At 69.3% G+C, this 14,361-nt stretch carries 12 protein-coding genes; 5 read left to right on the top strand and 7 right to left on the bottom strand.

The features are described 5' to 3' along the window. Positions 1–290 precede the first annotated feature (290 nt). The 3 genes from BBSC_RS08100 to BBSC_RS08090 form a co-directional block, all read right to left on the bottom strand. Positions 291–962, bottom strand: a complete 672-nt coding sequence (locus BBSC_RS08100; protein WP_033519666.1) for an O-methyltransferase — start codon at positions 960–962, stop codon at positions 291–293. 51 nt (positions 963–1,013) lie between these two features. Continuing rightward, entirely contained in the window at positions 1,014–1,970 is a 957-nt protein-coding gene (locus BBSC_RS08095) for a succinate dehydrogenase/fumarate reductase iron-sulfur subunit (RefSeq protein ID WP_033519665.1), read from the bottom strand. Between the two features lie 108 nt (positions 1,971–2,078). After that, positions 2,079–3,962, bottom strand: a complete 1,884-nt coding sequence (locus BBSC_RS08090) for an FAD-binding protein (protein ID WP_033519664.1) — start codon at positions 3,960–3,962, stop codon at positions 2,079–2,081. Positions 3,963–4,010: 48 nt separating this feature from the next. Between BBSC_RS08090 and BBSC_RS08085 the strand changes: the two genes are divergently transcribed. Further along, positions 4,011–4,355: an MGMT family protein gene (locus BBSC_RS08085; RefSeq protein WP_033519663.1), complete on the top strand. Its 345-nt coding sequence runs from the start codon at positions 4,011–4,013 to the stop codon at positions 4,353–4,355. Positions 4,356–4,584: 229 nt separating this feature from the next. Here BBSC_RS08085 and BBSC_RS08080 read toward each other — a convergent pair whose 3' ends face one another. The 4 genes from BBSC_RS08080 to BBSC_RS08065 form a co-directional block, all read right to left on the bottom strand. After that, entirely contained in the window at positions 4,585–6,027 is a 1,443-nt protein-coding gene (locus tag BBSC_RS08080) for a DNA-processing protein DprA (protein ID WP_033519662.1), read from the bottom strand. After that, the gene (locus tag BBSC_RS08075) at positions 6,024–7,556 is read right to left on the bottom strand and encodes a YifB family Mg chelatase-like AAA ATPase (RefSeq protein WP_033519661.1); all 1,533 of its coding nucleotides are present in this window, start codon (positions 7,554–7,556) and stop codon (positions 6,024–6,026) included. Before BBSC_RS08075 ends, BBSC_RS08080 begins: the two co-directional genes overlap by 4 nt. Continuing rightward, positions 7,556–8,020 (bottom strand): YraN family protein, encoded by a 465-nt coding sequence (locus BBSC_RS08070; RefSeq protein ID WP_375713299.1) that lies wholly within the window; start codon positions 8,018–8,020, stop codon positions 7,556–7,558. Before BBSC_RS08070 ends, BBSC_RS08075 begins: the two co-directional genes overlap by 1 nt. 210 nt (positions 8,021–8,230) lie before the next feature. Then, on the bottom strand, positions 8,231–9,106 hold the full coding sequence (locus BBSC_RS08065) for a pyridoxamine kinase (protein ID WP_033519659.1): 876 nt from the start codon (positions 9,104–9,106) through the stop codon (positions 8,231–8,233). Positions 9,107–9,571: 465 nt separating this feature from the next. On the opposite strand from BBSC_RS08065, the gene BBSC_RS08060 reads away from it, so the two are divergent. From BBSC_RS08060 to BBSC_RS08045, 4 genes are all read left to right on the top strand, one after another. Next, a complete protein-coding gene (locus tag BBSC_RS08060; protein WP_033519658.1) occupies positions 9,572–10,888 on the top strand; it encodes an O-acetylhomoserine aminocarboxypropyltransferase/cysteine synthase family protein in 1,317 nt (438 codons plus the stop codon). Positions 10,889–11,243: 355 nt separating this feature from the next. Continuing rightward, on the top strand, positions 11,244–11,783 hold the full coding sequence (locus tag BBSC_RS08055; protein ID WP_033519657.1) for an ECF transporter S component: 540 nt from the start codon (positions 11,244–11,246) through the stop codon (positions 11,781–11,783). Between the two features lie 165 nt (positions 11,784–11,948). Beyond that, positions 11,949–13,493, top strand: a complete 1,545-nt coding sequence (locus BBSC_RS08050; RefSeq protein WP_231649209.1) for an ABC transporter ATP-binding protein — start codon at positions 11,949–11,951, stop codon at positions 13,491–13,493. Beyond that, on the top strand, positions 13,490–14,326 hold the full coding sequence (locus BBSC_RS08045) for an energy-coupling factor transporter transmembrane component T family protein (protein ID WP_033519656.1): 837 nt from the start codon (positions 13,490–13,492) through the stop codon (positions 14,324–14,326). The genes BBSC_RS08050 and BBSC_RS08045 overlap by 4 nt, the downstream gene beginning before the upstream one ends. Positions 14,327–14,361 lie beyond the last annotated feature (35 nt).

The following is a 14,361-nucleotide window of genomic DNA, read 5'->3' as shown; positions in this document are numbered from 1 at the left end:
GCATGATGATGCTGACTTATGGTCGTTGTGCGCGCGGGGAAAGACCGTAAGCCAGCACGGTGGCGCCGAAGACGGGGCCTATGACCGTAAGGCGTGTTGCTTAGGCACATGGGACGTTTCTGAGGTACGCAGCCTTCAGGACGGCCTTCGACAAACCCCGGTTTTTGCGCCCTCGCGGATGGGGACCCTGCGGGAGGGCGCCTAAGAAGCGAGCAATGTGCCTAAGACACGTGAACGGACTCGGATTCCGGGCCTGAGCGGTCATGCGGAAGACCGCCCGCCCGCCGCGTTCAGCGCTTGACGGCGAGCAGCAGGCCGGTGCCGGTCGGGGTGAGCGTGGCGTCGAACCGCTCGTCGGCCTCGACGGTTTCGATGAGTTCGCGCATGGCGACGGCCTTGCCGTTGCGGTTGGCCGGGTTGAGGATGCCGCTGTTCGCCTCCGGCGCCTCCAGTGCGAACACGTCCGTGAAGACGATGGCGCCATGGCCCTTGAGCAGGCGGGACGCCTGGGCGAAGGTGTCGGCGTAGTTGTCGGCGTCGCCGGCGACCACGATCAGGTCATAATCCTCGCCGTTGAGCCGAGGCAGGAAGGTTCCGGCCGGCGCGTTCACCGCGCGCAGTCGGGTCTGCGTCGTATCGGCCAGCTTGCCGAACAGGGAGCGGATCAGCACGATGCCCTGCGCCGAGGAATCCACCGCGGTCAGCTGGCCGGCGTTGTCCAGTCCGTTGATGAGCTGCAGCGTCTCCACCACGGAGCCGGTGCCCACGGCGATCACGGAGGTGGCCCCGGTCAGTTTCACCAGGGTATGCAGCAGCTCGGCCTGCGCGGCGGGACCCTGCGGGAAACCGTCCTCCTCGGCCTGCTGCCGGGCTGCGGCCAGCGTCTCGGACTGGCGGGAGACGGCGGTCTCCTCCGCATATTCCCAAGCCTTAGCGAGATTCGTATATGATGTCTTGTCCATAACCCTCTACTTTACCGGCGTGCCGGATTTCGGCGCGCACGGCCGCGGCGCTCAGCGCTCCTTGACACGGGCCACGATCTGCCACATCTCCTCGCCGACGTCGATGCCGCGCGGACACTGACGGGAGCACGCGCGCACCGACTGGCACGCGGCGACGCCGTCGGCGGTGTCGATGGCCTCCAGTCGGGCCGCGGTGGCGGTGTCGCGCGAATCGTTGACGAACCGCGATGCGGCGATCAGCGCCGCCGGTCCGATGAACGCGTCGCCGCCGGCGTACACCGGGCAGCTGCCCTCGCACACGCTGCACGCGATGCAGTTGCTCAGCATCTCGTATTTGGCGAGCTGCTCGGGATTCTGCAGGTATTCGAACACATTCACCTTGCCTTCGGAGGTGGTGGCGAGCACGCCGTCGGCCTGCAGATACGGCTTGAGCTTGCGGATCTGGTCGAGCATCGGGTCGATGTCGGCGATCAGGTCGCGCTGCACCGGGAACCCGGGCAGCGGGGAGAGCTCGATCACGCCGAGGTCTCCGGTGGCGGGGGCGTTGGCGGAGACGGAAGCACCGCCATCCGCGTCGCGGGACGGGGCGGCGGATTCGCCGGTGTGCCGGAACCCGTCGTTGGCCTGCGCCAGGGGATTCGGCCGCTTCGCCCATTCGCTGATCGTCGCCGTGCACAGCAGCGTCGGCGTGCCGTTGATCGCCACGGCATCCGAACCGCACATGCCGTGGCCGCACGAATAGCGGAACGCGAGCGTCGGATCGACCGTGCGCTTGATGGTCAGCAGACAGTCGAGCACCGTGTCCTCGGGGCGGACCGGCAGCACGTATTCCTGCACCCACTGCTTGCCGCGGGCGCGCCGGCGCGCGGGCGCGTCGGAACCGCCGAACGGGGAGCTCTTTTTGGCGAACGGGCTGCCGCCGCGCGCGCCGCGATCGCGCTCGGGCCGCGGGGCGAACCTGTTCACACGCAAGGTCACCGTGGTCGGCGCGCCACTTGAGTCGCTCATACCTTAGCCTCCTCACACAAGAATCGACAACAAGTCTGCCATAAGCCGTAGTCGAGCGTTCCTCCCCGAAACGCTGTCCGGGCGGGGAAACGCCCCGCCGGCGGGGCGTCAGTAGGCGCGGGCTTCGGGCGGGATGTCGACGATGCGGACCGGCTGCCAGCTCACGTCAAGACGGGCCTCGCCGGACCCGTCGGCCGACGTCATCGAATGGGCGAGGAACCGCTCGTCGTCGCGCTTCGGAAAATCGAGGCGCTGCAACGATCCGCGCGATTCCTCGCGGGCCTGCGACGCGGCGAGCATCGCGTCGGCCAGGCCCGTCAGGTGGCGGGCCTCCCAGATCGCGGTGATCTCCTGGTTGAAGGTCGGTACATCGCTGTGCGCGTGCAGGGCCGCCGCCCGTGGCATCAGCGTGCCGTGCAGGGGCTCGGCCGCGGCGGCGATGGTGTTCGCATCGCAGCGCACGGCGACCGCCCGCTCCATCAGCGTGCCGAGATCGGCGAGCAGCTGGTACGGGTTGTCGCCGGCGGAACCGTCCTCGCCCTCGGCGGGGGCCAGCAGCAGCTTGACCTCGCGCTTGCGGCTCGCCGTGGCGGCGTCGACCGGTTCGGCGAGGGTCTCGTCTTCGGGATCGCCGTCTTCGGCCATGGGGTTGTCCACCGGGTTGTCGGCGATGCGATCGGCGATCGCGTCGCCGGCGCGCGTGCCGAACAGGCAGGCGTCGAGCAGGGAGTTGCCGCCCAGGCGGTTCGCGCCGTGCACGGACACGCAGGAGCATTCGCCGGCGGCGAACAGACCTTCCACGACCTCGCGGCGATTGGCCAGCCAACGGTAGACCTCGCCTTCGGTGGTGACCGGGATGCCGCCCATCGTGTAGTGGGCGGTCGGCTTGACCGGCACGTAATCCTTGGTCGGATCGAGATGCGCGTACTTGCGGATCGTCTCGGTGACCTGCGGCAGCACCTCCTCCATGTGATCGGGATCGATGCCGGTCATGTCGAGCCAGACGCAGTCGCGCGGGCCGTCCGGGTCCTTGGGGTCGGCCACGCCGCGCCCCGCATCGATTTCGGCCATGATCGAACGGCTCACCACATCGCGCGCCGCCAGATCGGCGTGGCCGGGCGCATAGCGCTCCATGAACGCCTCGCCGTCCGCATTGCGCAAGACGCCGCCCTCCGCGCGCGCCGCCTCCGACAGGAGGATGCCCGTATGCGCCAGGCCGGTCGGGTGGAACTGCACGAATTCGATGTCCTCGAGCTGCAGACCGGCGGCCAGCGCCAGCGCCATGCCGTCGCCGGTCAGGTCCCACGAGTTCGACGTGGTGTGGAACAGCCGCCCGGCACCGCCCGTGGCCATCAGCACATTGCGCGACCTGATGGCGTGCGTGTCGCCGGTATGCGTGTCGTAGGCGACCACACCGGCAACCCGCGCGCGCCGCTCGTCGAGCACCAGATCGGTCACGTACCATTCCTCGGCGAATTCGACGCCGGCGCCGACGCACTGCTGCCACAGGGCGTGCAGGATCTGGTGGCCGATGCGGTCGGCGGCGTAGGCGGCGCGGCGCACCGGCTCCTTGCCGAAGTCCCTGGTGTGCCCGCCGAAGCGGCGCTGGGCGATATGGCCGTCCTCGGTGCGGGAGAACGCGACGCCGCCGCGCTCCAAGTTGATCACCGTCTGGGGCGCGTACTGGGCGAGCAGCTGGGCCGCGTCCTGATCGACCAGCCAGTCGCCGCCCTTGACCGTGTCGAAATAATGCCAGTGCCAGTCGTCCTGCTCCACGTTGCCCAGGCTCGCGGCGATGCCGCCCTCGGCGGAGCCGGTGTGCGAACGCAGCGGCTGCAATTTCGATATCACGAGGATCTTCGGCTCGATGCCGCCCTCCCGCAGCTCGCTGACCCGCGGGGAGCGCAGCACCGCCAGCGCCGCGGACAGGCCGGCCGCGCCGGCCCCGACGATCACCGCATCATACAACTCTTCGACATGCTTCGGACTCATACCCTCGATTGTCGCACAAGGTGGGACGAATGGACGATAATGGAGCGTATGAGTGGGTCGTTCAACGCGCGCGTGTATGAGGTCGTCAGGCGGATTCCCCGGGGGATGGTCGCCACCTACGGGCAGGTGGCGGCGCTGGCCGGCAATCCGCGCAATGCGCGGTTCGTCGGCTTCGCGCTGCACGCCAACCCCGAGCCGGGCGTGATCCCGTGCCACCGCGTCGTGTTCCGCGACGGGTCGCTGGCCCCCGGCTTCGCGTTCGGAGGACCCGACGAGCAGCGCACGCTGCTCGAGGAGGAGGGCGTGCCGTTCATTCCGCCGTCCGGGAAGGGCGGGAACGCCGGCGAGGACGGGTGGCGCGTCGACCTGTCGCGCTGCCAGTGGGAGGCGTGAGCCGCTTCATCATGTGCGAGACGGGCCACTAGTATCCCGCGTCGTAAGTTTGTGCACTATATTTGGCTCCCCTCTTGGAGGGGAGCTGGCCGCGAAGCGGTCTGAGGGGAGCATTCCCGCGAACGTCTGAATCAAGCCGATTCGTATGCTCTCCCCTCAGTCGGCTGCGCCGACAGCTCCCCTCCAAGAGGGGAGCCAGACATTGTTAACGAATGAACGGCGCGGGATACTAGGTTCCGCCGGGGCGGGCGATGGCGGCCACGCCGCCGCTGATCGTGACGAGACCGTCGAGCTCCATCTCGCCGAGCAGCGTGATCACCTTGGCGAGCATCGGATCGCCGGCATCGGGGGCCGCGGAATGGTCCGTCCCGTCCGAACCGCCGTCCAGATGGGCGGCGATGGCCTCGGCCGTCGGTGCGATGCGCAGCCTGCGGCAGCGGCGTATGGCCGTATGGATGCGCCGCTGGTCGGCGGTGAGCGCATCGCGCGGCGCCGTCGTCGTGCCCGTTGCGGCCGGCGTCTCCGGCGTTGCCGCCGACGATTCCGGGGCCTCCTCCCGACGGCTCGTTGCAGGCCCCGATGCGTTGCCGCCGGCCGGCGCCGCTGGATCCGCTGGCGTCACCGGCGCGTGCGGGGCGTGGCAGATGTCGTCGATGGCGGTGGCTGACGTGAGCAGGATCGCCTGATGGTCGTGGATGATCCGGTTGCACCCCGCGTGGTCGGGTTCGTCGATGCTCCCCGGGACGGCGTAGATCTCCCGGCCGAGCTCGGCGGCCCAGTTCGCCGTGTTGAGCGCGCCGGAACGCAGGCGCGCCTGGGTGACGACGACGGTGGACGCCATCGCCGCGATGATCCTGTTGCGCAGCAGGAAGCGCCGCCCCTCGGGAATCGTGTCGGGGCACAGCTCGCTGATCAGCGCCCCGCCGCCGGCGGTGATGCGCTCGAACAGCATCCGGTTGCAATGCGGGCCGATATGGTTCAGCCCGCCCGCGAACACGGCGACGGTGCGGCCGACCGCCGCCGGGTCATAACCGGACGATACGGCCGACAGCGCGCCCCAATGCGCGGCCGCGTCGGCGCCCATCGCGCCGCCCGACACCACGAGATGCCCGCCGCCGGCTGCCTGTTCGCCGATCGAGCGCGCCACGGACCGCCCGTAGTCGTTCGCGCCGCGCGAGCCGACCACGGCGACCGGCTGCGGACAGCTCACCAGCGCGGCCGGGTCTCCAAGGCCCCACAGGCACAGGGGCGCGGCCCAGTCCTTGCGTATCGACAGATCCGCGAGCTGCGCCGGCCAGAACGGGCTGTGCGGCGCGATGATCCACTGCGCGCCGTCCTCGGTGAACCAGCCGGCCAGAGAGGCGATATCCAGCGTCGGCAGCAGGTTGAGGCGGCGGTGCCATCCGTCCAACGACACATGGAACGCCTCCATGCCGCGCCTGGTGATCCGGCGCCCCCAGCGGGTGATGCCCCGGGCGAATACGTCGTCCAGCTCGCGGCGGGTCAGCGAGGCCATCGGGGCCGGCGCGTGCGGGCGGCTGTCGATCACCAGCTGCAGCACCTTCTGCGCGGAACCGGCGCCTTTGATCGTCGCGAACATCAGGGCGTCGGCGCCGTCCAGGCAGAAGGTGAGCGCGGCGCGCGCCAGCGTCTCGGGGTCGACGCCGTTCATGAGACCCTCGCCCTGAGCGCGATGCCCTGATGCATCTCCTCGCAGCCGGGCGATACGAGGCCGTTCATGTCGGCCAGCGTCCATGCCAGGCGCATCGCGCGATCCGCGCCGCGCAGGCTCAGACGCCGCTTCTCCAGCGCGGCGTTGACCAGCGCGATCGCCTTCGCGCCGGTATGCGCGCGCAGCCACTCGCCGGACGCCTGCGCGTTGCACGACCACCCGTATTCCCCGAACCGCTCGCGCGCGGCGGTGCGCGCGACGATCACCCGCCGGCGCATGTCCAGGCTCGTCATGCGCGGTTTCTCGTCCCGCACGGTGATGCGGTCGACCGGAGGCACCTCGACCTGGATGTCGATGCGGTCGAGGATCGGGCCGGATAGGCGCGAAAAGTACCGGATGCGGTCCCGCTCCTTGCAGGTGCAGCGCTCGCCGGTGCCGTACGCGTAGCCGCACGGGCACGGATTGGCTGCCATGACCAGCTGGAAGCGCGCCGGGTAGTATGTGGAGCCCCTGGACCGGGACAGCGAGACGTAGCCGGATTCCAGCGGCTCCCTCAGGGTCTGCAGCGCGCGCGTCGAGAATTCCGGGGCCTCGTCCATGAACAGCACGCCGCGGTGCGCCCGCGTGATCGCCCCCGGCTGCGCCAGCCCGGAGCCGCCTCCCACCAGGGCCGCGGTCGAGGCGGTGTGGTGCGGCGCCTCGAAGGGCGGCACGTCGCTGATCCCGTACTGCGGCAGCGTGCCGCACAGCGAGCGGATCGACGCGACCTCCAGCTGCTCCTCGCCGGTCAGCGGGCACATGATGCCGGGCACGCGCGAGGCGAGCATCGTCTTGCCGGTTCCGGGAGGACCGGTCATCATCACATGGTGGCCGCCGGCGGCGGCGACCTGCAGCGCCCATTTGGTCATCGTCTGGCCGACGACCTCGCCCATATCGCCCAGCGCCGGAACGGAAAACGGCTCGTCGGACGGCGGGACGGCGGCCGGGGGATCGGCGTCGGGCAGCGTGTACCGGGCGGTGCCGCCCATCAGTTCGATCAGCTCGCCGACATGGCCGACGCACACCACGTCCAGGCCGTCGACGAGATCCGCCTCGTCCCCGTTGAGCCGGGGCACGATCAGCCGGCGGATCCCGCGCTCCCTGGCATGCAGCAGGATCGGCAGCAGCCCGTGGATCGGCAGCACCGTGCCGTCCAGATTCACCTCGCCGAGCACGATGACGTCGGCCAGCGCGTCGTGGGGGATGGCCCCGGCGGCGCTGAGCACGCTCGCCGCGATCGCCAGATCGTGCGAGGAGCCGCGCTTGGGCATGGAGGCGGGGGACAGGTTCACCGTCACGCGCGTCTCCGGCCAGCGGAACCCGGTGGCCTGGCACGCGGACTTCACCCGTTCCCGCGCCTCGCTCAGCGAGGTGTCGGGCAGGCCGATGACGGAGAAATACGGCAGCCCGGGCGAGATGAACGCCTGCATTTGGATGATGAACGCCTTCAAGCCGATCAGGCCGACCGACAGCGCGCTTCCGATCGCCATCAGAACGCCTCCCGGATATGGCGCACGACCGGCTTGCCGCCGGCCGGCACGACGATGCTGATCACGTCGAACCGTATGCCGTTGTGGGACAGGCGGTGCTCGGCGGCCAGCAGCCACTGCACGCCGGCGCGGCGCAGATTGGCCTGCTTGCGGGCGGTGACGGCCTCCTGCGGCACGCCGTAGCGTATGCCGCGCCGGGTCTTGACCTCGACGAAGAGCACCGTGCGTTCGGGGCTGAGGGCGACCACGTCGAGTTCGCCGTAGCGTGAGCGCCAATTGCGGTCGAGCACCGTGCAGCCTTGGCGTTCCAGCCAGGCGGCCGCGTATCGTTCGCCGGCAATGCCCAGTTGCTTGGGGCTGAGCGAGCCGTCGGCCAGGCTGGCGGCCAGCCCGTCCATCGTCGGCGCGTCGGCGCATGACGCCGGCGCGGGATTGGTTTGCGTTGATGTCCGTGTGGTATCCATGCCCCAAGTGGAACAGACCGGCCGCGCCCGGCGCAACCGCGATCGGGGCATGTGCACGCAGGGAAGCCCCTTCGGCGTGTTGTGGATGGTTTTTTGTGGATAAGTCCGCCGGTTCGGCATGTGCGGTGGATAACGGTGGACGGACGGCATGCCGGTGTCGACGTGTAGTTGGTGGGCCGTGCGCTATTCCGTTGTTTACGAAACGGGGCGCTAGCGCACCAGCGTGGTGAGTTCGCCGAGGTTGAGTTCGAAGCTGACGCCGCGGTGCTCGTGCTGGGGCTGGTTGAGGGTGTTCGCCATCGCGTGGCGCACGAATTCGCCGGCGATGCGCGCCGACTTGGCCAGCCCGCGGCCGGCCAGTACCGCGCCGCACAGGGCCGAGGCGAAGGCGTCGCCGGTGCCGTGCGTCATGTACGGCAGCTTGTCGTGGGCCAGTTCGATGCGCGCGGAGGCGCCGGCCTCGGCGGAGGCGACGTAGTTGCGGATCGCGCCGTCGCCCCGGTCGATGCCCTTGAGCACCACGTTGCGGGCCCCCAGCGCGAGCAGCGCCTCCAGCCAGTCCGTCACCTGCCCGTCGGTCAGGGACTGGCCCGGGTAGTCCCGCCCGGTCAGGATCGACGCCTCGGTCAGGTTCGGCATGAGCACGTCGGCGCCGTCGGCCAGCGCGCCCATCGCCTCGCACAGCTCGGCCGTATACGTCGGGTACGTTGTGCCGGCGTCGCCCATCACCGGGTCGACCAGACGCAGCGCCTTCGGGTACTCGCGGTACAGGCGCTGGATGATCGCCACCTGGTCGGGCGAGCCGAGGAATCCGGAATACACGCCGTCGAGCTCGATGCCGGTTGCGGACCAGGCGTCCAGATATTCGCCGAGCAGATCCGTCGTGTCGTGGAAGGTGTAGACCGGGAACTGCGTGTGCTCGCTGAGCAGCGCCGTCGGCACCGGGCACACGTCGCAGCCGGCGGCCGACAGGATCGGGATCGCCGCGGTCAGCGAGCACTTGCCGTAGCCGCACATGTCGTGGACGGCGGCGACGCGCGGGATATAGCGGGGATCGCGGTGGTACAGGATCACATCGTCGGTCATGGTTGAAGGCCTTTCATGAGCGTCCGTCGCCGCTCCGGCGGGGGCGAGGTCCGGTGCGGGCCGGCGGGATGCGATGGCCCGGCCGGACGGCGTTGCGGGAAGCGCGGCGGATGCCGCGATCTGATGTACGACTGTAGCGCGCGACCTGACAAGCGGCTCCGGCACCCGTTCCGGCCATTCCCGGCGGATCCCGGGGCCACGGCGTGTCGCGCGGTTTCGCGGCTCCGAGTTCTCCCTCGCGCAGCGGGCGCAGAGCAATGATTCCAACGGTTGATAAGGGGGTATAGGCAACTCCGATAGCGCTCGGCTTGCGACGCGCCGGCCTCGGCTCGTAAGGTCTGAAACCAACACCTCGCCGAACGACGGATCGACCGCAAAGCCGGCCGGAGCCCGATGGGTAAGGACAGTACAACCGCAACCGACCCTGTGCCACCGGCGCAGACATCCATCAAAGGAGCCAAGACCATGACCGAAGCCAACAAGAAGTACCGTTTCGAGACCCTGCAGCTGCATGTGGGCCAGGAGCAGGCCGACCCGGCCACCGATTCCCGCGCGGTGCCGATCTACGCCACCACCAGCTACGTCTTCCACAACTTCGACCACGCCGAGGCCCGCTTCGGCCTCGCCGACCCGGGCAACATCTACGGCCGCCTGACCAACACCACGCAGGGCGTCTTCGAGGACCGCATCGCCGCCCTCGAAGGCGGCACGGCCGGCCTGGCCGTCGCCTCCGGCGCGGCCGCCGTCGAATACGCCGTGCGCAACATCACCCAGTCCGGCGACCACATCGTCGCCGCCAAGAACATCTACGGCGGCACCTTCAACCTGCTGCGCCACACCCTGCCGCGCGACGGCATCACCACCACCTTCGTCTCCGCCGAGAACCCGCAGGAGTTCGAGGACGCCATCCAGGAGAACACCAAGCTCGTCTACTTCGAGACCTTCGGCAACCCGAACGCCGACCTGCCGGACTTCGAGGCCATCTCCGCCATCGCCCACAAGCACCACCTGCCGGTGATCGTGGACAACACCTTCGCCACCCCGTACCTGTTCCGCCCGCTGGAGCACGGCGCCGACGTCGTGGTCGAGTCCGCCACCAAGTTCATCGGCGGCCACGGCACCACCCTCGGCGGCGTGATCGTCGAAGGCGGCAACTTCAACTGGGCCGAGGTGCCGGGCAAGTTCCCGACCCTGACCGAGCCGGACCCCTCCTACCACGGCCTGAACTTCTACGAGGCCCTCGGCGGCGCCGCCTTCGTGACCCGCGTGCGCGCCATCCTGCTGCGCGACACCGGCGCCACCCTGTCCCCGTTCGCCGCCTTCCTGCTGCTGCAGGGCACCGAGACCCTGTCGCTGCACGTCGAACGCCACGTCCAGAACGCGCTGAAGGTCGTCGAGTACCTGCAGACCGTGCCCGAGGTCGAGTCCGTCTCCCACCCGTCCATCCCGGGCCGCCCTGACCACGACCTGTACGAGAAGTACTTCCCGAACGGCGCCGGCTCCATCTTCACCTTCGACATCAAGGGCGGCAAGGACGCGGCGCGCGTGTTCATCGACAACCTGCACCTGTTCTCCCTGCTGGCCAACGTCGCCGACGCGAAGTCCCTCGTGATCCACCCGGCCTCCACCACGCACTCCCAGGAGACCCTGGAGGAGCTCGAGGACCAGGGCATCCACCAGGGCACCATCCGCCTGTCCATCGGCACCGAGAACATCGAGGACATCCTCGACGACCTCAAGGGTGGCTTCGAGGCGCTGCGCGCCTCCGGACTGGCGAAGTGACGCGCAAGTGACGCGCGGCCGGCGGCGGTCCGACGCCGTAGCCGGCCGCGCCGTAGCCGGCGGATTATAACCGAACGTCCATAACCGCAGCGGATGGCCGGATGCCTCCTTCCTCGTCAGGGGAGGCCCCGGCCATGACTGTTGTCCGGGGTGCTACAATGACGTGGGGCTCCGGCTGTAAAATCATCGAAAAACAATCTCATATTTTGATGAATTGAAACATATAGTCAATGTTTTGTTTCAAATAGGCGTACAATACTGTATTGGATCGCAGGAGTTGAACTATTCATGTCGAATTACCCATGACGTGCGGTCCGCAGCAATCAGTCATTGATTCATGCAAGAGAGGGAAACCATGACTGCACGTACGCAGAAAACGCTGACGGCGGGGACCATCCCGCTGATCGCCATCATGACGGCCGTGACCACCGTGCTCACGATGTTCGTCAAGATCCCGACGCCCACCCGCGGCTATCTCAACCTGTCCGACACGATGATCTACTTCGCGTCCTTCGCCTTCGGCCCGTGGGTCGGCGGCATCGTCGGAGGCCTCGGCCCGGCCCTGTCAGACCTGATCTCCGGCTACCCGCAGTGGGCGATCTTCACCTTCGTCATCGACGGCCTGCAGGCCGTGATCGTCGGCCTGCTCGTGCGCGAGTTCAAGCCGCTCAACGTCATCCTCGGCTCCGTGGTGGCCGGCGTGTGGAAGGTGTTCGGCTACTTCATCGCCGGCGGCATCCTGTCCGGCTGGGGCCCGGCGCTCGGCGAGATCGTCGGCAACAGCTTCCAGATGGGCGTCGGCCTGATCGTCGGGTTCGCGCTGTTCGCGGCCGTGCGCAAGGCGTACCCGCCGCTGGTGCGCCTGGGCAACCTCGGCGTGGCCTCGGCCTCCTGACGGCCGCCGTCATCGGCGGACGACGATTCGCGACGCGTGGCTCCCGTGCTCGGGAGCCACGCTGTTTTTGCGCGGGAGCGCGCTGCGGGTATGTTTGCCTGATGGAAGGGGCCGGGCGGCCCCGCAACGTAACGTATGACCCAACGAACGACTTGCAAGGCGGTGATGATGGGCGGACTCATCGAGGTTCGTGACCTTGGCTGGCGGTACGCGCCGATCGTCGACGGTGGCGGCCCGATCCCCGGGCTCGACGGCGTGAGCGCCGACATCCGGGCGGGGTGGTTCGTCGGCGTCGTCGGCCCGACAGGCGCCGGCAAATCCACGTTCTGCATGGCCCTGGCCGGCATCATCCCGAATCTGGCGGACGGCACGATGAGCGGCGCCGTCACCGTGGCCGGCATGGACACCGCCGCCGTCTCGGTCGCGCAGCTCTCCACGCGCGTCGGCTATGTGCAGCAGGACCCCGAATCGCAGCTGTTCTGCGCCTCCGTCGAGGACGAGATCGCGTTCCCCCTGGAGAACCGCGGCATGGACCCGGCGCTGATGGACGCGCGCATCGACGAGATGCTCGCGCTGGTCGGCATGACCGGGATGCGCCGGCGCGTGCCGACCAGCCTGTCCGGCGGGCAGATGCAGCGCGTGGCCCTGGCCGCCGCGCTCGCCGCCGAACCCGACATCCTGATCGTGGACGAGCCGACCGCCGCGCTCGACCCGGAAGGCAAGCGCGACGTGTTCGCCGCGCTTGAGGCGATCCGCCGCCGGCGCTCCCTGACCGTCATCATGGCCGAACAGGACACCTCGCATCTGCCCGGCTGGGCCGACCGCATCCTCGTCCTTGAATCCGGCCGCCTCGCCGCGCAGGGCGACGCCGGACTGTTCGAGCGCGAGCACGGCCTGTTCACGCGGCTCGGCGTCGCCCTGCCGCAGGAGGGCGAGCCCGAACTCGCCGTGACGCCGATGAGCGGAACGCCTCGGGACCCGGCCATCGTGCTGGACCACGTGACCTACCGGTACGACGGCGCCGAAGCGGGGGAGACGGCGCTGGACGACGTGAGCTGCGCGATCCCGCGCGGCGCCTTCGTCGGGCTGGTCGGGCGCAACGGATCGGGCAAGACCACGCTGGCCAAGCACCTCAACGCGCTGCTGACGCCGAGCGCCGGCCGCGTGACCGTCGACGGGCTGGACACGCGCGCCAACGGCGTCGGCCGCATGGCGGCGCACGTCGGCTTCGTGTTCCAGAACCCCGACCATCAGATCTTCTGCGCCTCCACGCGCGACGAGATCGGCTTCGGCCCGAAGGTGCTCGGCCGCACCCCGGAACAGGTCGACGACGCGGTGGAGCGCGCGATGGAGCTGTTCGGCCTGCGGCGCTTCGCCGACATCTCGCCGGCCACGCTGGGCTACGGGGACCGCCGCGCGGTCGCGCTCGCCTCCGTGCTGGCCATGGACACGCCGGTGCTCGTGCTCGACGAGCCGACCGTCGGCCTCGACCGGATCATCGCGGACCGGTTCCTCGACGCGGTGCGCGAACTTAACCGCCAAGGCGTCACCGTCGTCATGATCAGCCACGACATGCGAGCGGTGGCCCGGTGCTGCACGCATCTGCTGCGCATGGACGGCGGCCGCATCGCCGAATGGGGCGAACTCAGGCGCCAAGCCGCGGACGCGGCCGGCGCCGACACCGAAACGGAACGGAGCGGGCAACGATGAACGCCGATCTGTATGTGCCGGGCGACGGGTGGCTGCACCGCGCCGACCCGCGAGTCAAATTCGCCATGTCGCTCGCCCTGCTGGTGCTGTGCCTGGTCTGGCGGGAATGGGCGTTCATGCTCGCCGCGCTCGCGCTCGAGCACGCGATGCTCGCCGCCGACCGCACCCCCGCCGGCCGCATCATGTGGGTGTGGCGTATCCTCGCCCCGATCATCGTGCTCATCGTGATCCTGTGGCCGATCTTCGACCCGAGCGGCGAGCACGAACTGTGGCGGCTGGGATTCCTGCGGCTCACCCGGGAGAACCTGGTCATGGCCGCGGTGATGGGCCTGCGCATACCGGCCCTCGGATTCGCCTGCTTCCTGACCCTGTTCACCACCAGCCAGGCGAAACTGGTGCGCGGGCTCGTGGCGCTCGGCGTGCCCTATCGCGCCGGGCTCACGCTCGCCACATCCCTGCGCTACATTCCCGTGTTCTTCCAGATCTTCCAATCCGTATCCGCCGCGCAGCGGGCGCGCGGGCTCGACCTGTCCGGCGGAGCCCGGGGGAGCGGCTCCGGGGTGGGAACGGCGGGTCGCGCACGGCGCAACCCGCTGGCGCGACTGGTCACGCGCTTCACCTCGTACCTGCCGATCATCGTCGCCGTGCTCATCCGCGCCTACCGGATGAGCCAGAGCGTCGGCTGGACGATGGAATCGCGGGGGCTCGGCCTGCCCGGCGCCCGCACCTACCGGGTGACGCTGCGCATGAGACCGGCCGATTGGGCGCTGCTCGCCGCCACGCTGGCGGTCGCGGCGGCCGTCGTGACGGCGATGCTGGTTCAGGCGGCGTAAATGACGGATGATGGCATGCGCGCTCGCGGCGACGG

This window comes from Bifidobacterium scardovii JCM 12489 = DSM 13734 (assembly GCF_001042635.1).
Lineage (GTDB): Bacteria > Actinomycetota > Actinomycetes > Actinomycetales > Bifidobacteriaceae > Bifidobacterium > Bifidobacterium scardovii.
This window is presented reverse-complemented; position numbering and strand designations above follow the sequence as displayed.